This is a genomic window from Pseudomonas sp. PA27(2017), assembly GCF_001945445.1.
Lineage (GTDB): Bacteria > Pseudomonadota > Gammaproteobacteria > Pseudomonadales > Pseudomonadaceae > Aquipseudomonas.
In genome coordinates this window covers 96,054-115,567 of the sequence record NZ_MSXW01000026.1, presented here as the reverse complement: position 1 = coordinate 115,567, position 19,514 = coordinate 96,054, and the positions used below count along the sequence as shown (strand labels likewise).

General features: G+C 64.9%; 17 protein-coding genes. 13 read left to right on the top strand and 4 right to left on the bottom strand.

Translation table 11 applies throughout. The annotated features are described in order from the left end of the window. The 13 genes from BVH06_RS14250 to BVH06_RS14190 all read left to right on the top strand — a co-directional run bounded on the left by BVH06_RS14250 (nucleotide 1) and on the right by BVH06_RS14190 (nucleotide 16,568). Entirely contained in the window at nucleotides 1–1,356 is a 1,356-nt protein-coding gene (locus tag BVH06_RS14250) for a cell wall metabolism sensor histidine kinase WalK (protein ID WP_075934474.1), read from the top strand. Nucleotides 1,357–1,502: 146 nt separating this feature from the next. Then, a complete protein-coding gene (locus BVH06_RS14245; protein WP_075934473.1) occupies nucleotides 1,503–3,788 on the top strand; it encodes a TonB-dependent siderophore receptor in 2,286 nt (761 codons plus the stop codon). Nucleotides 3,789–3,855: 67 nt separating this feature from the next. Continuing rightward, nucleotides 3,856–5,361, top strand: coding sequence for a methyltransferase regulatory domain-containing protein (locus BVH06_RS14240; RefSeq protein WP_075934472.1), 1,506 nt, complete (start codon nucleotides 3,856–3,858; stop codon nucleotides 5,359–5,361). Beyond that, nucleotides 5,358–6,314, top strand: a complete 957-nt coding sequence (locus BVH06_RS14235; RefSeq protein WP_075934471.1) for an alpha/beta hydrolase — start codon at nucleotides 5,358–5,360, stop codon at nucleotides 6,312–6,314. The genes BVH06_RS14240 and BVH06_RS14235 overlap by 4 nt, the downstream gene beginning before the upstream one ends. Before the next feature lie 121 nt (nucleotides 6,315–6,435). Next, nucleotides 6,436–7,359, top strand: coding sequence for an ABC transporter substrate-binding protein (locus tag BVH06_RS14230; RefSeq protein WP_083652041.1), 924 nt, complete (start codon nucleotides 6,436–6,438; stop codon nucleotides 7,357–7,359). Beyond that, nucleotides 7,356–8,369, top strand: coding sequence for an iron ABC transporter permease (locus tag BVH06_RS14225; RefSeq protein WP_075934469.1), 1,014 nt, complete (start codon nucleotides 7,356–7,358; stop codon nucleotides 8,367–8,369). The genes BVH06_RS14230 and BVH06_RS14225 overlap by 4 nt, the downstream gene beginning before the upstream one ends. Further along, nucleotides 8,366–9,424 carry an iron chelate uptake ABC transporter family permease subunit gene (locus BVH06_RS14220; RefSeq protein ID WP_075934468.1) on the top strand — a complete coding sequence of 353 codons (1,059 nt, stop codon included), beginning with the start codon at nucleotides 8,366–8,368 and terminating at the stop codon, nucleotides 9,422–9,424. Before BVH06_RS14225 ends, BVH06_RS14220 begins: the two co-directional genes overlap by 4 nt. 40 nt (nucleotides 9,425–9,464) lie before the next feature. Next, nucleotides 9,465–10,283: an ABC transporter ATP-binding protein gene (locus tag BVH06_RS14215; RefSeq protein WP_075934467.1), complete on the top strand. Its 819-nt coding sequence runs from the start codon at nucleotides 9,465–9,467 to the stop codon at nucleotides 10,281–10,283. A 195-nt stretch (nucleotides 10,284–10,478) separates the two neighbouring features. Next, nucleotides 10,479–11,384, top strand: a complete 906-nt coding sequence (gene cysM, locus BVH06_RS14210; protein WP_075934683.1) for a cysteine synthase CysM — start codon at nucleotides 10,479–10,481, stop codon at nucleotides 11,382–11,384. Then, nucleotides 11,384–12,733, top strand: a complete 1,350-nt coding sequence (rlmD, locus tag BVH06_RS14205; protein WP_075934466.1) for a 23S rRNA (uracil(1939)-C(5))-methyltransferase RlmD — start codon at nucleotides 11,384–11,386, stop codon at nucleotides 12,731–12,733. The genes cysM and rlmD overlap by 1 nt, the downstream gene beginning before the upstream one ends. Nucleotides 12,734–12,839: 106 nt before the next feature. Next, the gene (relA, locus tag BVH06_RS14200; RefSeq protein WP_075934465.1) at nucleotides 12,840–15,086 is read left to right on the top strand and encodes a GTP diphosphokinase; all 2,247 of its coding nucleotides are present in this window, start codon (nucleotides 12,840–12,842) and stop codon (nucleotides 15,084–15,086) included. Between the two features lie 55 nt (nucleotides 15,087–15,141). Then, complete coding sequence (gene mazG, locus BVH06_RS14195) at nucleotides 15,142–15,969, top strand: nucleoside triphosphate pyrophosphohydrolase (RefSeq protein WP_075934464.1); 828 nt, start codon at nucleotides 15,142–15,144, stop codon at nucleotides 15,967–15,969. A gap of 59 nt (nucleotides 15,970–16,028) precedes the next feature. Further along, nucleotides 16,029–16,568 (top strand): DUF2058 domain-containing protein, encoded by a 540-nt coding sequence (locus BVH06_RS14190; protein WP_070885463.1) that lies wholly within the window; start codon nucleotides 16,029–16,031, stop codon nucleotides 16,566–16,568. Nucleotides 16,569–16,621: 53 nt separating this feature from the next. On the opposite strand, the gene BVH06_RS14185 is transcribed toward BVH06_RS14190, so the two are convergent. The 4 genes from BVH06_RS14185 to purM all read right to left on the bottom strand — a co-directional run bounded on the left by BVH06_RS14185 (nucleotide 16,622) and on the right by purM (nucleotide 19,463). Then, nucleotides 16,622–16,810: a hypothetical protein gene (locus tag BVH06_RS14185; protein WP_075934463.1), complete on the bottom strand. Its 189-nt coding sequence runs from the start codon at nucleotides 16,808–16,810 to the stop codon at nucleotides 16,622–16,624. A gap of 208 nt (nucleotides 16,811–17,018) precedes the next feature. Beyond that, nucleotides 17,019–17,735 (bottom strand): DUF3108 domain-containing protein, encoded by a 717-nt coding sequence (locus tag BVH06_RS14180; RefSeq protein ID WP_075934462.1) that lies wholly within the window; start codon nucleotides 17,733–17,735, stop codon nucleotides 17,019–17,021. Beyond that, nucleotides 17,720–18,394: a phosphoribosylglycinamide formyltransferase gene (gene purN / locus BVH06_RS14175; protein ID WP_075934461.1), complete on the bottom strand. Its 675-nt coding sequence runs from the start codon at nucleotides 18,392–18,394 to the stop codon at nucleotides 17,720–17,722. The genes BVH06_RS14180 and purN overlap by 16 nt, the downstream gene beginning before the upstream one ends. Nucleotides 18,395–18,404: 10 nt before the next feature. After that, nucleotides 18,405–19,463 carry a phosphoribosylformylglycinamidine cyclo-ligase gene (gene purM, locus BVH06_RS14170; protein ID WP_075934460.1) on the bottom strand — a complete coding sequence of 353 codons (1,059 nt, stop codon included), beginning with the start codon at nucleotides 19,461–19,463 and terminating at the stop codon, nucleotides 18,405–18,407. Between the last annotated feature and the right edge of the window lie 51 nt (nucleotides 19,464–19,514).

Below are 19,514 nucleotides of genomic sequence, written 5' to 3'. Positions count from 1 at the left end.
GTGCCGGGCCGGCATTCGCTGTTCTGGAAACTGATCGTCGGTCTGGCGTTGTTCTGCCTGCTGATCGTCAGCATGCACCTGGACCTGGAACAGCGGGTGTACGACTCGATGTCCACGCTTTCCACCAGCAGCCGGGAGGAACTCACCGAGTTCGCCCACGAGGCGGAAGCGGCCTGGCGTGAGCGGGGGCGGATCGGGCTGGACGCGTTTCTGCAAGACCTCCATCAGCGCGAACGGGTCTGGGTCGTGGTGGTCGATGAGCAGCATCGGCCGTTGTCTTCCATGCCGCTCAGCGAGGAGGAAGAACTGCGCCTGAGTTTCGTGCGCCGGCTCGACCAGAAGGTCGGCCGTCCCGGCGGACAGCCAGTTTTCTACGTGCCCTTCAGTGATGGCGACGGGCGCCTGGTGATGGAGTTGCCGCCGCGCCTGGACCCGCGCAACGCCAGCCCATTGTGGAATGTCTTCCTGCGCAGCGTGCTGCCGGCCGGCCTGGCGATTCTGCTGGGCACCCTGTTGTATCGCTGGCTCATCGCACCGCTGGTGATCCTGCGCCGTCAGGCCAACAGCCTGAGCGCTGGCGATCTGAGTGCGCGGGTGGGTGCGCCGGTGGCTTCCCGCCAGGATGAGTTGGGTGAACTGGGGCGCGCCTTCGACCACATGGCCGAGCGCTTGCAGGGCACCGTGGTGTATCAGCGGCGCTTGCTGCGCGACCTGTCCCACGAGCTGCGTACGCCGCTGAGCCGTCTGCGCGTGGCCAGCGATGGCGAGAGCGACCCGCAGGTGCTGCGCCAGCGGCTCGATCGGGAAATCACCATCATGCAGACCCTGGTGGAGAATTCCCTGGAGCTGGCCTGGCTGGATTCCGAGCGCCCGCAGTTCGCCCGCGAGCCGATCCGCGTGCTGCAACTCTGGGACATGCTGGTCGAGGACGCCTGTTTCGAAGCCGGCTGGCCTGGCGAGCGCCTGCTGTTCGAGGTCGATGAAGACTGCACGGTGTACGCCAACCTGACCAGCCTGGCCCAGGCCCTAGAAAACCTGCTGCGTAACGCCGTTCGCCATTCACCCCCCACAGGAACGGTGCGCCTGACCGGCGTTCGAGAGGGCGACTGCTGGCATCTGTGCCTGGTCGATGAAGGCCCCGGTATCGATGAGCGCTACCTGGAAACCATCTTCGAACCCTTCGCGAGGCTCGACAGCGCCCGCCCCGGTGACGGTGGCTTCGGTCTCGGCCTGAGCATCGCGCGCAGTGCCATCGCCCTGCAGGGCGGTCGCCTGTGGGCGCAAAGCCCACCAGGCAGCGGGCTGCAGATGCACCTGTTGCTGCCAGCGAGGGAAGTGCCGCAACAAAATGTATAGACTGTAAATGAAGTTTACTCTCATATGACATTAACTATCATTTGCGCCGTTATCGCGGCGGGAAGGTTCTAGGGAGCGCCTTCAGGAGATTCACTACCGCCGTTTTCGCCCATCTGGGCCTGACAATATGCGGTATGGGGACGTCGATGAATCCGAAATACAAACCGAGTCTGCTGGCCACGGCCATCGTGGTGTCGTTCAGTGCACCGGCTGCAGTGACTGCGCAAACCACCGAAATCACCCTCGATGAAGCGGCGGCCAGCGAAGGGCTGCAGGTGGAGCAGGGCAGCCACGGGTTGGAGATCGGCGAAACGCGGATCGTTGGCACCGCTGAGCAGGAGCTCAAGCAGGCCTCCGGGGTATCGATCATCACGGCTGACGATATTCAGCGCCACCCGCCGGCCAACGACCTGTCCGAAATCATCCGCCGCATGCCGGGCGTCAACCTGACCGGCAACAGCGCCAGCGGGCAGTTCGGCAACAGCCGACAGATCGACCTGCGCGGCATGGGCCCGGAAAACACCCTGATTCTTATCGACGGCCGACCCGTTGCCTCGCGTAACGCTGTGCGCATGGGTCGCTCCGGTGAGCGCAACGGCCGGGGCGACAGCAATTGGGTGCCGGCCGAGGCGATAGAACGTATCGAAGTACTGCGTGGCCCGGCAGCTGCCCGTTATGGTTCGGGCGCGGCTGGCGGGGTGGTTAACATCATCACCAAGGCGCCCGGCAAGACGGTATCGGGGTCGGTCACTGCCTACACCAACATTCCTGAAAACAGTGACGAGGGCGCTACCCGGCGCTTGAGCTTCAATACCGCAGGGCCGCTGACCGACAACCTGTCGTTTCGGGTCTACGGCAACCTGAACAAGACCGACGCCGATGATGCCGCGCTGAACGACGGCTACGCCGTGGGCTCCAACCCCGCGCCAGCGGGACGTGAAGGGGTGCGCAACAAGGACATCAACACGTTGTTGCGCTGGGACGTCACCCAGCAGCAGACCCTCGAATTCGAAACCGGCTTCAGTCGCCAGGGCAACATCTACGCAGGTGAGCGTGCCCAGGATCACCCCAGCACGGTGGGCAACACCAATACGCTGCTGGGCCGTGAAACCAACACCATGTACCGTCAGACTGCGGCGATCACCCACCGTGGCGACTGGGACATCGGTACTTCGCAGGTCGGCATTTCCTATGAGAACACCCGTAACCGGCGGATGGCCGAGGCGCTGGCCGGCGGGCCGGAAACCGGTATCAGCGGGCAAGACAAATCGACCTCCGAGCTGGACAATTACCGCCTGCACGGCGAGCTCAACCTGCCGCTGGAGCTGGGCTTCCACCAGACGCTGACCATCGGCGGCGAATATGTACGTGAAGAGTTGAACGACCCGTACTCCAATGGCCAGGCCTCGTCGTTCGGCGGTGTCACGCTGCCGGGCTTCGCTGCGGGTACCCGCAGTGGCGAGTCGGATGCCGACAACTACGCGCTCTACATCGAAGACAACATCGAGCTGACCCCCGACTGGACGTTGACCCCCGGGCTGCGCTTCGACGACAACAGCATCTTCGGCAATAACTGGAGCCCCAGTCTCAACAGCGCCTACAAGCTGACCGACACCATCACCCTCAAGGGTGGCGTTGCCAAGGCGTTCAAGGCGCCCAATCTTTATCAGTCCAACCCCAACTATATCTACTTTACCAAGGGCAACGGTTGCCCGGACGGTTCGGGCGGTGGTGGTGGCTGCTACATCCTGGGCAACCCCAACCTGGAAGCTGAAACCAGTATCAACAAGGAACTGGGCATCGCCTTCGACGACGCCGGTTGGATTGCAGGGCTGACCTATTTCCACAACGACTACAAGAACAAGGTCGTGGCTGGAATGGGCGACGGCTCCGATCCCATTCAGGTGGTTCCGGGCGCAGGCAATTACGCCGAGGTTTACCAGTGGGTCAATGCGCCCAAGGCAATCGTCTCGGGTTGGGAGGGCAACCTCACCATTCCGCTGCTGGGCAACCAGGGCGAGACGCTGAGCTGGAGCAACAACTTCACCTACATGATCCAGAACAAGAACAAGAGCACCGGGGAACCGCTGTCGGTGATTCCCAAGTACACCGTCAACTCGATGCTCGACTGGAGCGTGACCCAAGCCCTGGATCTCTCGCTGATCGTCACCCACTACGGCAAACAGGAACCCCGGCGCCTGACCAGTCAGGGCAGTGCCGCCACCGGTGATGCATTGCGGGCGAGGGATCCTTACACGCTGGTGGGCCTCAGCGCCAACTACGAGCTGAACGATAACTGGCGTTTCGGCGCCGGTATCAACAACCTGCTCGACAAACAGATTCGTCGTGAAAGCATTGCCGGCGGTGAAGGTGCAAACACCTACAACGAGCCGGGCCGGGCGTTCTATGTGTCGGCAACTGCCTCGTTCTGATTAGCGGTACCCAGGCCACCGCCCCGATCAGGGCGGTGGTTTTTTGCATCGAAACGGATTGAGCCCGATGACTGCCGACTACATCACCGACGTCGCCTATCCACACTTCTTCCAGCGCGAAACCACGCCGATATGGCTGAGTTTCGCCGCGCGTGCGCTGGGGCGCCCGAGCCCTGATCTGCGCCAGCCTTTCGTGTCCTGCGAGCTGGGCTGCGGCCAGGGGTTCGCCACGCTGCTACAAGCTGTCGCCAATCCCCAGGGCCATTTCGTCGGCGTGGATTTCAACGCTGAACATATCGCCCATGCCAAGGCGCTGGCCCAGGCTGCCGGTGTGGCCAATGTGGAATTCGTCGAAAACAGTTTCCAGGGCATGCTCGAACAAGCTGCGGCAACGCCGCGTTATGACTTCGTCATCCTGCACGGCATTTACTCCTGGGTGTCGACAGCGGATCAGCAGCGCTTGCGCCAGTTCGTCGAGCGCGAGCTCAAGCCTGGCGGCATCGCCTTCGTCGGCTACATGGCCCAGCCGGGGCTGGATTTCTTTGCGGCGCCGCGGCGTTTCGTCCAGCAATACGCCCAGACCCTGTCAGGCACTTCGGCGCAGCGCGTCGTCGAGTCGCTGCGCGCGCTGCAGCGCCTAGCGGCGAGTGGCGCAGGATTGTTCGCCCATGACCGGCAGGTGGCGGCCTATGTGGAGCGCAGCCTGCGGGATGATCCACATTACCTCGCCCATGAGTTGCTCAACGAACACTGGCACACGCTGCCGGTCGCTGAGGTGATGGCCGCATTCCAAGCCTGTGGCACTGGGTACATGGGCAGCGCCAGCCTGATGGACAACATCGACGATCTGTCCCTGCCAGCCAATGTGACCCAGCAACTGGCTGGCCTTCAGGGCACTGCGTTGCGGGAGACGTTCAAGGATCTCGCTCGCAACCAGACCCAGCGCCGGGATCTCTACCAGCGCGATGCACAGGAGCTGGACGAGTACGCCCACAAGGCTGCGTTGTTCGATCAGGTGGTGGCTGCGTTACCTGGTGCGCCAGCCCAAGGTGGCGTGACGTTCGAGACGCGCATCGGTGCGGTCGACGGGGCGGCGTCACTGTTTTCCCCGATCCTTCAAGCGCTGGCCGAGCGGCCACAGAGTTTTCCCGGTTTGTTACGGCTGCCGGCGCTGGCTGGGCAGGCAGGTAGCATCAGTCCGGCGCTTCAGGCGCTGACGGCGGCAGGCTATGTGCACCCATTGCTGCCTGGGCAGATCAATGTGGCAGGCTGTCAGGCCTTCAACCGAGTGATCAGTGAGCGTGTGCTGGCGGGCGCTCGCTATTCCCACTTGGCGGCGCCGAGCCTAGGCTCTGGGTTGGCCGCGAGTTTCCTCGAAATGGCTGCCGCGCGTGTGCTGCTCGACCATCCGGCGCTGCGCGGCGCGCTGTTGTGCCAGACCGTGGACGCTTTGGTGCGCAAGGTCGGCTGGCAGCCGTTGGACAACCCGGCCGAGTCTTTGCAAGCCCAGTTGAGCCGCTTCGAACGCGATACCTTGCCAATCTGGCAACAGCTCGGCGTGGTGGGCTCATGAACCGATGGCTCAGCATTATCCTGGTACTGCTGGCGATCAGCGGAGCCGCCATGGCCAAGCCTGATCTGTCCCAGCCATTGGGCCCGACCCTGGCTGATCGTGGTTCGCCCCATTACCGGTTCAGCCGGCACGAACTCGCCTCGGCCGATGGCCAGCGCCACTACCGTATCTGGATCGCCACTCCCGTGCAGGCAGCGCCCCGGGCAGGTTATCCGGTGCTGTATCTGCTCGATGGCAATGCGGCGCTGGGCGCCTTGCAGGAGGCGCAACTGGCCGATCTCGCCAGGCGCGGGCCGCCGGTACTGGTGTTCATCGGCTACGCCACCGACCTGCGCTTCGACGTGACGGCGCGCGCCTACGACTACACGCCGCCTTTGCCAGGTGGCGAGCCGGTGATCGACGACATCGCCCGGCAGCGACTGGGCGGCGGGGCGGACGTGTTTCTCGACCTGATCGAGCAACGCATCAAGCCCTTGGTGCAGGCGCAGGCTCCCATTGACCTGATGCGCCAGAGCCTGTGGGGGCATTCCTATGGTGGCCTGTTGACGCTGCACGCGCTGTTCACCCGGCCGGCGAGCTTCCAGCGTTATATCGCCGCCGATCCGTCGTTGTGGTGGCAGGGCGGCTTCATTCTTCAGGAAGCCCGGGCGTTTCTCACCCGCCCGCAAGCGTTCGACCTGACGCTGCTGACCGGTGGCGCAGTTCGCGAACGCCCGCCAGCCGGCAAGAACGAAGACCCGCAGGTACGTGCCCGCCGTGAAGCCGTTGCGGCCCTGCCGGCCAATGCCGCCGAACGGCTCGCCGAGCAACTGGCGACTGCCGGCCACGGCCCGGTTCGTTACAAGCGCTACGCCGACCTGGGCCATGGGCCGATGCTGCCTGCCTCGCTGGGCCCGGCGCTGCGCCTGAGTGCCGGGGATGACGAGGTGATTACCCGCTGGATCTCGAAGTGAATCGCCCGGGATTTACATATGTAAATGAAAATCCCACGCATTTGTGCGGCAGTATTGCCGCTGCCGTGCCACGGTCATTAGACGCGGTGGCACGTTTTACCGTTGAAGAAAGGATATGTTGATGATCGCTCGCCTATCTCGATGCTCGCGCCTGCTGGCGCTGTCTGGCCTGTTCGCCCTGTTGCCATTGGGCGCTGCTTTGGCCGAGTCGCGCAGCCTGGATACCGCCTACGGCGAGATCAAGCTGGACGGCACGCCCCAGCGCGTGGTGACCCTGAGCGAGAATGCGCTGGACGTAGCCCTGGCGGTCGGCGTCAAACCGCAGGGCAGCGTGGCCACCCGCGGCGGCAGCGATGTGTCGACGTACCTGAAAGACAAGGCAGGCGACATGAAGATCGTCGGTACCGCACGGGAAACCAACCTGGAGTCGGTGTTCGCCCTGCAACCGGATCTGATCCTGGCGGCGCCGGAGCTGACCCGGGATCAGTACCAGAAACTCAGCCTGATCGCGCCGACCCTGGTGCCAAAGGGCAATTCCTTCTCCGACTGGCGCCACAACGTCGAATTCTATGGCCAGGCGCTGGGCAAGCAGCCCGAGGCCAAGGCCGCCATCGCCGCGGTGGATGCCCGCATCGAAGGCCTCAAGGGCAAGATCGAGCCGGGCCAGGTCGCTTCCGTGGTGCGCTGGAGCCCGCAGGGGCCGGGCGTGATGTCACAACATCTGTTCGTCGGCCAGTTGCTGAGCCAGCTTGGGTTCAAGGGCACGGCCATGGCCGCCGAGCTGACCAGCAAGCCCCATAGCGATGCCCTGAGCCTGGAGAACCTGTCGCGCATCGACGGCGACTGGCTGTTTCTCGCCACCCTCAACGCCGACGGTGACAAGGCGCTGGAACAGGCGCGCCAGCAGCCGGCGTTCGCGCGCCTCAAGGCGGTCAGCAGTGGCCATGTGCAGAGCGTCGACGGGCAGATCTGGAGCAGCGGCGCAGGCCCGCTGGCTGCCAACGTGATTCTCGATGACGTGGAGAAGGCCGTCGCCTCGCAATGAGCAACGCGGCAAAAACCGCTCGACTGACGCTAGCCGCTGCGCTGGCGTGGGTGAGTGCTGCCCTGGCGTTGCTGTGCGTCGCCAGCCTGCTGATCGGTGCGGGGGAGGTGGGCATCCTGCGTAGCCTGTCGGCGCTGGCTGGCGCCGTGGATGACGAGGCGCGCTTCGTGCTCTTCGAACTGCGCCTGCCGCGTACCTTGCTCGGTGTGCTGGTCGGCGTGGCCCTGGGTGCAGCAGGCGTGGTGCTGCAGTCCGCTACCCGCAACCCATTGGCCGAGCCCGGTCTGCTCGGCGTCAGCGCCGGAGCCTCGTTCGCCGTGGTCGTTGCGATCAGCCTGGGCGCCAGCGCGGCCACCTTGAACCTCGGCGTGGCCATCGCTGGCGCCATGGCCGGTTGCCTGCTGGTATTGCTGGTCACCCAGGTGCGCGGCGTTGGTGACGACCCGGTACGCCTGGTGCTGGCCGGCGCCGCGTTCTCGGGCATCCTCACCGCGATCAGCACGTTGATTCTGCTGCACGACCAGCGCAGCTCCGACGAGATCCGCTTCTGGATCATCGGTGCCCTGGCAGGTCGCCCCCAGGACGTGCTGACCTGGAGCGCGCCTGGCCTGCTGCTCGGTTTGTTGCTGCTGGCGCCGCTGATTCGTCCACTGGCGGCCCTGGCCCTTGGCGAGAAGATGGCCACCGGTCTCGGCCATCACCCCGGTCTGACCCGTCTGGGCGCCTTGCTCGGCGTCGCCGTGCTGGTCGGCACCGCAACGGCGGCGGCCGGGCCCATGGCCTTCGTCGGCTTGGTGGTGCCCTTCGTGGCGCGCCGCCTGGTGGGGCCGGACATCCGCCGCACCATCGGCTTGTCGCTGCTGCTCGGGCCGATCATCGTGCTGTTCGCCGACATCCTCTCGCGTCTGCTGGTCAGCCCCTACGAACTGCCGATCGGCGTGGTGACCGCGCTGATCGGTGCGCCGGTGCTGATCGCGGTGGTGCGCAGCCACAGGTTGCCGACCCTATGAAAGCAGCGACTGCACTCAAAGCGCCCAACGGCTACTGGTTGCTGGCGCTCGGCTCGTTGCGCGTGCTGCTCGACCGCCGCGGCGTGTTCGCCGCCCTGGGCCTTTCGCTGGTCATCGTGATCATCACCGGTATCAGCCTGGCATCCGGCGCCGCCGGCTTGTCGCCGTGGACGGCGCTGGCCGCTGCCTTTGGTCAGGGCGAGCCGATGCATGTGTTTCTGGTGCAGGAACTGCGCCTGCAGCGTCTGATCGCCGGCCTGCTTACCGGCGCGGCGTTCGGCATCGGCGGTTGCCTGCTGCAGACCCTGGCGCGCAATCGTCTGGCCACACCTGGGGTGATCGGCATCGATGACGGCGCCACGGCCTTCGCGGTGGCGTCCATCGTCGCCGTGCCGACCACCCTGGCGCCTTCCGCCCTGGCGCTGACCGGCGCCACCACGGCCGCGGTGCTGGCCTTCGGGTTGAGCGCTGGCGCCGGTGCGCGGGGTTATCGCTTCATCGTGGTCGGCATCGCCGTGGGCGCGGTGTTCGGCGCGCTGACCAACCTGATGCTGGCACGAGCCGATATCGACGCTGCCAACGTCGCCTATCCCTGGACGGTCGGCAGCCTCAACGCGCGGCCCGCCCAGGCGGTGTGGCTGCTGGGCGCCGGCCTGCTGCTGAGCCTGCCGCTGGTCAAGTACCTGGCCCAGCGCCTGGAGCTGATGCGCTTTTCCGACAGCGTGGCAGTAGGCCTGGGCGTGCGCCTGAAGGCCATGCGCCTGCTGACGCTGATCACCACGGTGCTGCTCACCGCCCTGGCGGTCGCCGTGGCCGGTCCGGTGGGGTTGGTGGCGCTCGCCGCACCGGAAATGGCCCGCTACCTGGGCGGCCACCGTGGCGTGCCGGTGCTCTGTTCGGCACTGGCGGGCGCGCTGTTGATGACCGTTGCCGATTGGGTCGGGCGCACGTGGCTGGCGCCCATCGAGATTCCCGTCGGGGTGATCACCGCGGTGGTGGGCGGGCCTTACTTGCTGTGGATCCTGTTGCGCCAGCCCGCGCGCAAATTGTCATGAAAGGTCGCCCCGCGGGTGCGGCTGCTGTGGAGCTGAACCAATGACCACCTCCAACCTGTTCGCCACGCGTCCCGAGGCCGCGGTCACCCTGCAGGCCGAGCGCCTGAGCCTGGGTTACCCGCAGGCGGCGATCATCGACGACTTGTCCCTGCGCATCCCGCCGGGGCAGGTTACGGCCATCGTCGGCCCCAATGGCTGCGGCAAGTCCACACTGCTGGCGGGGCTGTCGCGCCTGCACAAGCCCACGGCCGGCGCGGTGCTGCTCAATGGCAAGGCTATCGGTAGCCTGCCGTCCAAACAGGTGGCCCGGCAACTGGCGCTGCTGCCCCAGGACGCCACGGCGCCGGACGGGCTGACCGTCTCCGAGCTGATTCGCTTCGGCCGCCAGCCGCACCAGAGCCTGCTGCGCCAGTGGTCGGCCGAGGACCAGGCGATCGTCGACGAAGCGCTGCGCGTGGCCGACCTGCAGGCGCTGGCCGAGCGCCCGCTGGAGTCGATGTCCGGCGGCCAGCGCCAGCGTGCCTGGATCGCCATGGCGGTGGCCCAGCAGACGCCGTTGCTGCTGCTCGACGAGCCCACCTCGGCGCTGGATCTCGGCCACCAGATCGAGGTCTTCGAGCTGATTCGCGACCTCGCCGCGGCGGGCAAGACGGTGGTCATGGTGGTGCACGACCTGTCCAGCGCCTGCCGTTACGCCGACCATCTGGTGGCAATGAAGGCCGGGCAGATCATCGCCGAGGGTGCGCCAGGTGCGATCGTTACGCCGGAGCTGGTCGAACGGCTATATGACGTGCGCTGCACGCTGATGTGCGACCCGGTCAGCGGGACACCGGTGATCGCCGGCATCACGCGGCGTTAGATGATTCGGTTATCAGCTTAGATCGCCTGGTTCGCTGGCTCCTGTGCGGTGGCCGCAAAGGCCGATGAGTGCGGGCTTTGCCGCGAGCGGGTCGCCGTTCGGCGCCCCGTTATCACGCGCAGCGGGGAGTAGGGGTTGCGTCGATTTGCCGGTATCATGGCCGCCCCCTGCAGCCGTCTGGACCCGATCGACGCCATGACCCAGCAATACCCCACGATCGCCGAATGCGTCGGCAACACGCCGCTGGTTCGCCTGCAACGCCTGCCCGGTGCTACCAGCAACACCCTGCTGGTGAAGCTCGAAGGCAACAACCCGGCCGGTTCGGTGAAGGATCGCCCTGCGCTGTCGATGATCGCCCGCGCCGAGCTGCGCGGCGACATCCAGCCCGGTGACACGCTGATCGAAGCCACCTCGGGCAATACCGGCATCGCCCTGGCCATGGCCGCGGCGATCAAGGGTTACCGAATGATCCTGATCATGCCGGACAACTCCAGCGCCGAGCGCAAGGCGGCGATGACCGCCTACGGCGCCGAGCTGATTCTGGTCAGCAAGGAAGAGGGTATGGAAGGCGCCCGCGACCTGGCACTGGCCATGCAGGCCGATGGCCGCGGCAAGGTGCTCGACCAGTTCGCCAACGGCGACAACCCGGTCGCCCACTACACCAGCACCGGCCCGGAAATCTGGCGCCAGACCGGCGGGCAGATCACCCATTTCATCAGCTCCATGGGCACCACCGGCACCATCATGGGCGTGTCGCGCTACCTCAAGGAGCAGAACCCGGCGGTGCAGATCGTCGGCCTGCAGCCGATGGAAGGTGCGGCGATCCCGGGCATCCGTCGCTGGCCGCAAGAGTACCTGCCGAAGATCTTCGAATCCGAGCGCGTCGACCGTATCGTCGACATGGCCCAGGCCGAGGCCGAGGACGTGATGCGCCGCATGGCGCGCGAAGAGGGCATCTTCTGTGGCGTGTCGTCCGGCGGCGCGGTGGCGGCCATGTTGCGCCTGTCCCGGGAACTGGAGAACGCCGTGCTGGTCGCCATCATCTGCGATCGCGGCGACCGCTACCTGTCCACCGGCGTATACGACGCCGTGGCGAACTGATGGCCCGCAAGAACGGCGGCCTGCGCTTTCAACCCAGCGGCGGCACCCGTGCCGCCCAGGTGCCGGTGGGCAAGAAGCAGCGCCTGAAGATCGAGCGCCTGGCCAACGACGGACGCGGTATCGCCTTCATCGACGGGCGCACCTGGTTCGTCAGCGGCGCGCTGCCGGGTGAAGAGATCGAAGCCCGGGTGCTGGATGCCCGCAGCAAGGTGATCGACGCACGCACCGAACGGGTGTTCCAGGCCAGCCCGGAGCGGCGCGCCGAGCCCTGCGTACATGCGCGCATCTGCGGCGGTTGCAGCATTCAACATATCTCCCATCGCGATCAGCTGGCGCTCAAGCAGCGCCAGCTCGCCGAACAACTCGAGCGCCTTGGCGGCCAGCAGCCTGAGATCTGGGCCGAGCCGCTGACCGGCCCGGAGTTCGCCTACCGCCGCCGCGCCCGTATTGCGGTGCGCTGGGATGCACGCAACAAGCGCCTGGATGTGGGCTTTCGCGCCGCGGCCAGCCAGGACATCGTCGCCATCAGTGAGTGCCCGGTGCTGGTCGAGCCGCTGCAACCGATCCTGCGCGCACTGCCGGCGCTGCTCGGTGGCTTGCAGGCGCCGCGTGCCATTGGTCATGTGGAACTGTTTCAGGGCACCGCCAGTGCCATGCTGGTGCGCCACACCGAGCCCTTGAGCGAAGTGGACACGGCGCGCCTGCAGGCGTTCTGTTCGGTGCACGAGGCGCAATTGTGGCTGCAGGGCGAGGGTGAGCCGCAACCCCTAGGCGCCAGCCAGTCGCTGGGCTACCGGCTGGACGCGTGGAACCTGGAGCTGGCCTACCGACCGGGCGATTTCGTGCAGGTCAACGCGGCCGTCAACGCCGCCATGGTGGCCCAGGCCTTGCAATGGCTGGCGCCGCGTGAAGACGAGCGAGTGCTGGATCTGTTTTGCGGGTTGGGCAACTTCGCCCTGCCGCTGGCCCAGCGCGCTCGTGAGGTGATTGCCGTGGAAGGCGTGCAGGCGATGGTCGAGCGGGCGGCGGAAAACGCCCGTAGCAATGGCCTGGCCAATGCGCACTTTTACCAGGCCGACCTGTCCAACCCGCTGGCCGGAACTGGCTGGGCGGCCGGCGGTTTCGATGCCATCGTGCTTGACCCGCCGCGTGACGGTGCGCTGCAGGTGGTCAAGCAGATGGCCAGTCTTGGCGCCGATCGGCTGGTCTATGTATCGTGCAACCCGACCACCCTGGCGCGTGACAGTGGCGAATTGTTGCAGCAAGGTTACCGGTTGAAAAAAGCCGGTATTCTGGACATGTTTCCACAGACGGCCCATGTGGAAGCGATGGCGCTGTTCGAGCGCTGAAGGCAAGTGATGTGGCGCATAGGGATTGCGCCGATTGGTCAACCGACCGGCTCGCAGAAGCCTGGCGACATTCAGCGGGGCGTGCCCCGCGATAGGGAAGGTAAAGATGGTTCAGGTTAGAGTGCACCAGCCCATCAACGACGATGGCAGTATCAATCTCGAGGCCTGGTTGGAGCACGTCACGAGTGTCGACCCGGCGCTCGATCGCGATGCGTTGCGCGCCGCCTGTGAATTCGCCCGGGCGGCCGAGCAACAGGCCAATGCCGCGCAGAATCTGTGGACCGAAGGCGCGTCCAGTTTCAGCGCCGGTCTGGAGATCGCCGAGATCCTCGCCGACCTCAAGCTCGACCAGGATTCCCTGGTAGCCGCCGTGATCTACCGCGGCGTGCGCGAAGGCAAGATTCCCCTGGCTGACGTGCGTCAGCGTTTCGGCCCGGTGGTGGCCAAGCTGATCGAGGGCGTGCTGCGCATGGCGGCCATCAGCGCCAGCCTCAACCCGCGCGGTGAATCCACGGTGCTGGGCTCCCAGGCCCAGGTCGACAACCTGCGCAAGATGCTGGTGGCCATGGTCGACGACGTGCGCGTCGCGCTGATCAAGCTGGCCGAGCGTACCTGCGCGATCCGCGCCGTCAAGGACACCGACGAGGAGCGCCGCCAGCGCGTGGCCCGCGAGGTCTTCGACATCTACGCGCCACTGGCTCACCGCCTGGGCATCGGCCATATCAAGTGGGAGCTGGAAGATCTGTCCTTCCGCTACCTGGAGCCGGAGCAGTACAAGCAGATCGCCAACCTGCTGCACGAGCGCCGCCTGGACCGCGAACACTACATCAACGAAGTGATGGAGCAACTGCGCGAGGAACTCGAAGCCACCGGCATCAAGGCGGACATCAGCGGCCGGGCGAAACATATCTATTCGATCTGGCGCAAGATGCAGCGCAAGGGCCTGCAGTTCAGCCAGATCTACGACGTGCGCGCAGTGCGCGTGCTGGTCCCGGCGGTGCGCGACTGCTACACCGCGCTGGGTATCGTGCACACCCTGTGGCGGCACATCCCCAAGGAATTCGACGATTACATCGCCAACCCCAAGGAGAACGGCTACCGCTCGCTGCACACGGCGGTACTGGGTCCCGAAGGCAAGGTGCTGGAGGTGCAGATCCGCACCTCCAACATGCACGAAGAAGCCGAGCTGGGTGTCTGCGCCCACTGGCGTTACAAGGGTACCGACGTCAAATCCGGCTCCAATCATTACGAAGAGAAGATTTCCTGGCTGCGTCAGGTGCTCGAGTGGCACGAGGAGCTGGGCGACATCGGCGGCCTGGCCGAGCAGTTGCGCGTCGATATCGAGCCTGACCGGGTCTACGTGTTCACCCCGGACGGTCACGCCATCGACCTGCCCAAGGGTGCCACGCCGCTGGACTTCGCCTACCGCGTACACACCGAGATCGGCCATAACTGCCGCGGTGCCAAGATCAACGGGCGCATCGTGCCGCTCAACTACAGTCTGCAGACCGGCGAGCAGGTGGAAATCATCACCAGCAAGCAGGGCACGCCGAGCCGTGACTGGCTGAACTCCAACCTGGGTTACGTGACCACCTCCCGGGCGCGGGCGAAGATCGTCCACTGGTTCAAACTGCAGGACCGCGACCAGAACGTCGCCGCCGGCAAGACCATGCTCGAACGTGAACTGGCCCGCGTCGCCTTGCCACCGGTGGACTTCGAGAAGCTCGCCGAGAAGGCCAACCTGCGCACCGCCGAGGATCTGTTCGCCTCCCTGGGCGCGGGGGATCTGCGCCTTGCGCAGCTGGTCAACCTGGCTCAGCAACTGGTCGAGCCGGAGCGCGGCAACGAGCAGCTCGAGCTGATTCCTCGCAAGGCCCAGGGCTTCAAGCCGGGCAAGCGAGGCGATATCCAGATCCAGGGCGTGGGCAACCTGATGACCCAGATGGCCGGCTGCTGCCAGCCGCTGCCGGGCGACCCCATCGTCGGTTACATCACCCTGGGCCGCGGCGTCAGCATTCACCGCCAGGATTGTGCGGCGGTGCTGCAGCTCGGCAGCCGCGAGCCGGAGCGGATCATCCAGGTCAGCTGGGGGCCGGTGCCGGTGCAGACCTACCCGGTGGACATCATCATTCGTGCCTACGACCGTTCCGGTCTGCTGCGCGATGTGACGCAGATGCTGCTCAACGAGAAGCTCAACGTGCTGGCGGTCAATACCCGCTCGAACAAGGAAGACAACACGGCGTCGATGTCGCTGACCGTGGAAATTCCAGGGCTGGACGCGCTGGGCAGGCTGCTGGGCCGCCTGTCGCAACTGCCCAATATCATCGAGGCACGTCGCCACCGAGCGCCTTGAGTCGTAAACGGGCACGAAGTGACGAACCTTCGTGCCCGCATTCACTGGACCCTTTATGTACCAACTCCCTGACCTGCTCAATCTGATGGCGCGCCTGCGCGACCCGCAGCATGGCTGCCCATGGGATCTGAAACAGTCCTACGCCAGCATCGTGCCGCACACCCTTGAGGAAGCGTACGAAGTGGCCGATGCCATCGAGCGCAGCGCTTTCGACGAATTACCGGGCGAGCTCGGCGACCTGCTGTTCCAGGTCGTCTACTACAGCCAACTGGCAGAGGAGGAGGGGCGCTTCGATTTTGCCGCGGTGGTCGATGGCATCACCCGCAAGCTGGTGCGCCGCCACCCCCACGTGTTTCCCGATGGCGATCTGTATGGGCCGGTTGATCAGCCACGCCTCGGCGAAGCCGAGGTCAAACAGCGCTGGGAAGCGATCAAGGCCGAGGAGCGCGCAGAGCGTGCTGCGGCGCCGCAGCAGTTGTCGTTGCTCGATGACGTGCCGAACGTGCTGCCGGCCCTGAGCCGTGCCAAGAAGCTGCAGGGCCGCGCGGCCCGCGTCGGCTTCGACTGGCCGGATGCCTTGCCGGTGCTCGACAAGGTGCGCGAAGAGCTCGATGAAGTGCTCGAAGCGATCAGCGAGAACGACCCTGAAGCCGTCGCCGAGGAGATCGGTGATCTGCTGTTCAGCGCCACCAATCTGGCCCGCCACCTGAAAGTCGATCCCGAGGCCGCATTACGGGCGGCCAATGGCAAATTCGAGCGGCGCTTCCGCTTCATCGAACAGGCATTGCGCGAAGCCGGGCGGCCCATCGAGAATTGCACCCTGGATGAGCTCGATGCCCTGTGGGGCGAGGCCAAGAAAAGTGAGCGGCAGTCAGGCTGCTGAAAGCCCCAAGTCAGATGGGTTTGTCCCATCCCGTTAAATTGTCTGCGCATAGGTAGGTTATGGCGATTTCACTACGTGACCAGTTGCTCAAAGCCGGGTTGGTCAACGAGAAGCAGGTCAAGCAGGCCAGCAAGCAACAGCACAAACAGCAGCGCATGGTGAAGAAAGGCCAGGCTGAAGAAGACAACAGCAGCCAGCTCGCGGCCCAGCAGGCCAAGGCCGAGAAGGCCGCGCGTGATCAGGAACTCAATCGTCAGCAGCAGGAAAAGGCCGAGCAGAAAGCCCGTGCTGCGCAGATCAAGCAACTGATCGAGGCGTCGCGCCTGCCCAAGCTGACCACCGAGGATTACTACAACTTCGTCGATGACAAGAAGGTCAAGCGCCTGCCGGTCAACGCATTGATGCGCGACAAGCTCAGTCGCGGCTCGCTGGCCATCGTGCGTCATGGCGGCGGTTACGAAGTGATCCCGCGTGAGGCGGCGCTGCGCATTCAGGAGCGTGATCCGCAGCGTGTGCTGCTGCTCAACACGCCAACCGAGGCGCCTGACGAGGACGATCCGTATGCAGCCTATCAGGTGCCCGATGACCTGATGTGGTGAACCTCCAGGCATGAAAAAGCCCGCGATCGCGGGCTTTTTCATGGGATTTCGATTTATTCCGAATGAGCTGCCTCATGGTCATGGGCTTTCAGCTCTGCCTGATACGCGACCGCTTCCTCCTCGGAGGGGAAGATGCCGACCAGCTGATCGTTCTGGTACACATCCCAGACCCGCAGGCCCTCGGCCTGGGCTTCGTGGGACATATGGTGTTCGTCACGCTCGGTCACTACTAGTACGCTCATTCTATTTCTCCAGTATTGCCGGACAAATGCTGCGCAAGGCGGTTGCGCTCGTGCTTAGCCTGCTAAGCAACGACATATTTTGTGACTGTATTAATTGGTTACAAGTTCCCGACCGCTTCGCTTTCTGGAAATTCTCGATGACAGCAGCTGAATCCCAGGCATAAAAAAACCGGGGCAAGCCCCGGTTTTTTGGTGTGTGGCGGTCAGGTCAGTCGCGGCGACCTTCCACGGTCTTGCCATCGACGGTGCCCGACTTGAGCATGATCTGGTATTCCTTGCCGTCCTTCTCGACCTGATGCAGGCGAACCAGCAGGTAATCCCAGTCCTTGGCGAACCACAGGATGGTCTTGCGGCTGCTTTGCGTGGGGTCGCGTACGCGCTCGACCTTGATGGCGTCGATCAGGCCGGCAGCGGTGCGCACCACTTCTTCGCCGAGCACGCGGAAATCGTAGGTTTCGATTTCGTCGCCATCGACCACCTGATAGCTCATGCTTTTCTCGCCAGCGGCCACGTCGTGCTGCAGGGCCAGCTGGTAGGTCGACTTGTCCTGCATGCCACGGTTGAGCGGGAAGCGCACCGGGTCGCCGCGATCACTGCCGATCACCTGCTTTTGCGACCAGTCGAAATCGAACTCGACGTCCTTGCTCTTGCCCAGGCCGCTGCGCTCGAACTTGTAGCTCTGCGGCAGGAAGGTATCGCCTTCGACCGAGAAGGTGCTTTGCTCGGTCAAGCCGGCGACCAGCATGGAGGCTTTGAACACCAACTGCCAGCGCCCGTCTTCGAGCTTCTGCAGGCTGCGTTCGGCGGAGCCACTGACGGGAACCTGTTTCCAGTCGGCGGTGTAGCTGGCGGAGAAGGGCTTCGGCTCTGCGGCGAGGGCAGGCAGGCTGAACAACGCCAGGGCAAGCATTAAGGCGCGGCGCATGGAGTCTCCTTGCTATTGATGGGGTAACCGGTGGCCGGCAGAGCAACACCGTCGAGCTGGGGACCGGCCTCCGTGAGGTGCAAACGCCCCTCGGCGAACCAGCGTATGGCCAGCGGGTAGATCCGGTGTTCCTGGGCGTGAACCCGTTGCGCCAGGCTGGCGGCCGTGTCTTGCGAATGTACCGGGATTACTGCCTGTACGACCAGAGGGCCACCATCGAGTTCCTCGGTCACGAAGTGCACGCTGCAGCCGTGCTCGGTGTCGCCGGCCTCCAGCGCGCGCTGATGAGTGTGCAGGCCTTTGTGGCGTGGCAGCAGTGAGGGATGAATGTTCAGCAGGCGACCATGGTAGTGGCGCACGAAGGCAGGGGTGAGAATGCGCATGAAGCCGGCGAGCACGACCAGTTGCGGATCGAATCCGTCGATGGCCTCCATCAGGGCGGCGTCGAAGGCGTCGCGGCCCTGATAATCGCCGTGCTCGAGTACCCGGGTGGCGATGCCGGCGGCCTGCGCACGTTGCAGGCCGTAGGCGTCGCTGCGGTTGGCGATCACCGCGGCGATGCGCACCGGGTTCTCGCCGTCAGCGGTGCTGTCGATCAGCGCCTGAAGATTGCTGCCGGTGCCCGACAGCAGCACCACTACATTGCAGGATCGCGGCATTAGGTGCCTATCAGTGGGTTTTCAGATTGTTCAGCACGACGCGCTCGGCGCCTTCGGCTGCTGCGGCGATCTGGCCGATCACCCAGGGCTGCTCACCGGCGCTGCGCAGGCTCTGCAGGGCGGTGTCGACCTGATCCTGAGCGACGCAGATGACCATGCCCACGCCGCAGTTCAGCACGCGGTGCATTTCATGCTCGTCGACGTTGCCTTTGTCCTGCAGGAAGTCGAACACTGCCGGGCGCTGCCAGCTGGCCACGTCGATTACTGCCTGGGCGTTGTCCGGCAGTACGCGCGGGATGTTGTCCAGCAGGCCGCCGCCCGTGATGTGGGCCATGGCCTTGACTGCGCCAGTGTTCTTGATCAGCTCCAGCAGCGGCTTGACGTAGATGCGCGTCGGCGCCATCAGCAGGTCGGCCAGGGGCTTGCCGTCGAGCTGGGTGTTTTCGATATCGGTGCCGGATACTTCGAGGATCTTGCGGATCAGCGAGTAGCCGTTGGAGTGCGGGCCCGAGGAGGGCAGGGCGATCAGTGCATCGCCGGTAGCGACCTTGGAACCGTCGATGATCTCGGCCTTCTCGACCACACCCACGCAGAAACCGGCCAGGTCGTAGTCTTCGCCTTCGTACATGCCCGGCATCTCGGCGGTTTCACCACCGACCAGCGAGCAGCCTGCCAGTTCGCAACCGGCACCGATGCCGGTGACCACGGTGGCGGCCACGTCGACATTCAGCTTGCCGGTGGCGTAGTAGTCGAGGAAGAACAGTGGCTCGGCGCCGCAGACTACCAGGTCGTTGACGCACATGGCGACCAGGTCCTGGCCGATGCTGTCGTGCTTGTTCAGGTTCAGCGCCAGGCGCAGCTTGGTGCCTACGCCGTCGGTGCCGGACACCAGCACCGGTTGCTTGTAGCCGGCCGGGATCTCGCACAGGGCGCCGAAGCCGCCCAGGCCACCCATGACTTCAGGACGGGCGGTGCGCTTGGCTACGCCCTTGATGCGTTCGACCAGGGCTTCGCCTGCGTCGATGTCCACACCTGCGTCCTTGTAGCTGATGGAGGGTTGCTTGCTCATAGATCCAGGCCTTTGGAAGGGGAAAGTCGGAATAGCGTCGGCCCCTTGGGG

Excerpts from the sequence above, each read along its gene's own strand:
- BVH06_RS14245 (WP_075934473.1), top strand. The coding sequence starts at position 1,503 with ATGAATCCGAAATACAAACCGAGTCTGCTGGCCACGGCCATCGTGGTG.
- BVH06_RS14240 (WP_075934472.1), top strand. The coding sequence starts at position 3,856 with ATGACTGCCGACTACATCACCGACGTCGCCTATCCACACTTCTTCCAG.
- BVH06_RS14235 (WP_075934471.1), top strand. The coding sequence starts at position 5,358 with ATGAACCGATGGCTCAGCATTATCCTGGTACTGCTGGCGATCAGCGGA.
- BVH06_RS14230 (WP_083652041.1), top strand. The coding sequence starts at position 6,436 with ATGATCGCTCGCCTATCTCGATGCTCGCGCCTGCTGGCGCTGTCTGGC.
- BVH06_RS14225 (WP_075934469.1), top strand. The coding sequence starts at position 7,356 with ATGAGCAACGCGGCAAAAACCGCTCGACTGACGCTAGCCGCTGCGCTG.
- BVH06_RS14220 (WP_075934468.1), top strand. The coding sequence starts at position 8,366 with ATGAAAGCAGCGACTGCACTCAAAGCGCCCAACGGCTACTGGTTGCTG.
- BVH06_RS14215 (WP_075934467.1), top strand. The coding sequence starts at position 9,465 with ATGACCACCTCCAACCTGTTCGCCACGCGTCCCGAGGCCGCGGTCACC.
- cysM (WP_075934683.1), top strand. The coding sequence starts at position 10,479 with ATGACCCAGCAATACCCCACGATCGCCGAATGCGTCGGCAACACGCCG.
- rlmD (WP_075934466.1), top strand. The coding sequence starts at position 11,384 with ATGGCCCGCAAGAACGGCGGCCTGCGCTTTCAACCCAGCGGCGGCACC.
- relA (WP_075934465.1), top strand. The coding sequence starts at position 12,840 with ATGGTTCAGGTTAGAGTGCACCAGCCCATCAACGACGATGGCAGTATC.
- mazG (WP_075934464.1), top strand. The coding sequence starts at position 15,142 with ATGTACCAACTCCCTGACCTGCTCAATCTGATGGCGCGCCTGCGCGAC.
- BVH06_RS14190 (WP_070885463.1), top strand. The coding sequence starts at position 16,029 with ATGGCGATTTCACTACGTGACCAGTTGCTCAAAGCCGGGTTGGTCAAC.
- BVH06_RS14185 (WP_075934463.1), bottom strand. The coding sequence starts at position 16,810 with ATGAGCGTACTAGTAGTGACCGAGCGTGACGAACACCATATGTCCCAC.
- BVH06_RS14180 (WP_075934462.1), bottom strand. The coding sequence starts at position 17,735 with ATGCGCCGCGCCTTAATGCTTGCCCTGGCGTTGTTCAGCCTGCCTGCC.
- purN (WP_075934461.1), bottom strand. The coding sequence starts at position 18,394 with ATGCCGCGATCCTGCAATGTAGTGGTGCTGCTGTCGGGCACCGGCAGC.
- purM (WP_075934460.1), bottom strand. The coding sequence starts at position 19,463 with ATGAGCAAGCAACCCTCCATCAGCTACAAGGACGCAGGTGTGGACATC.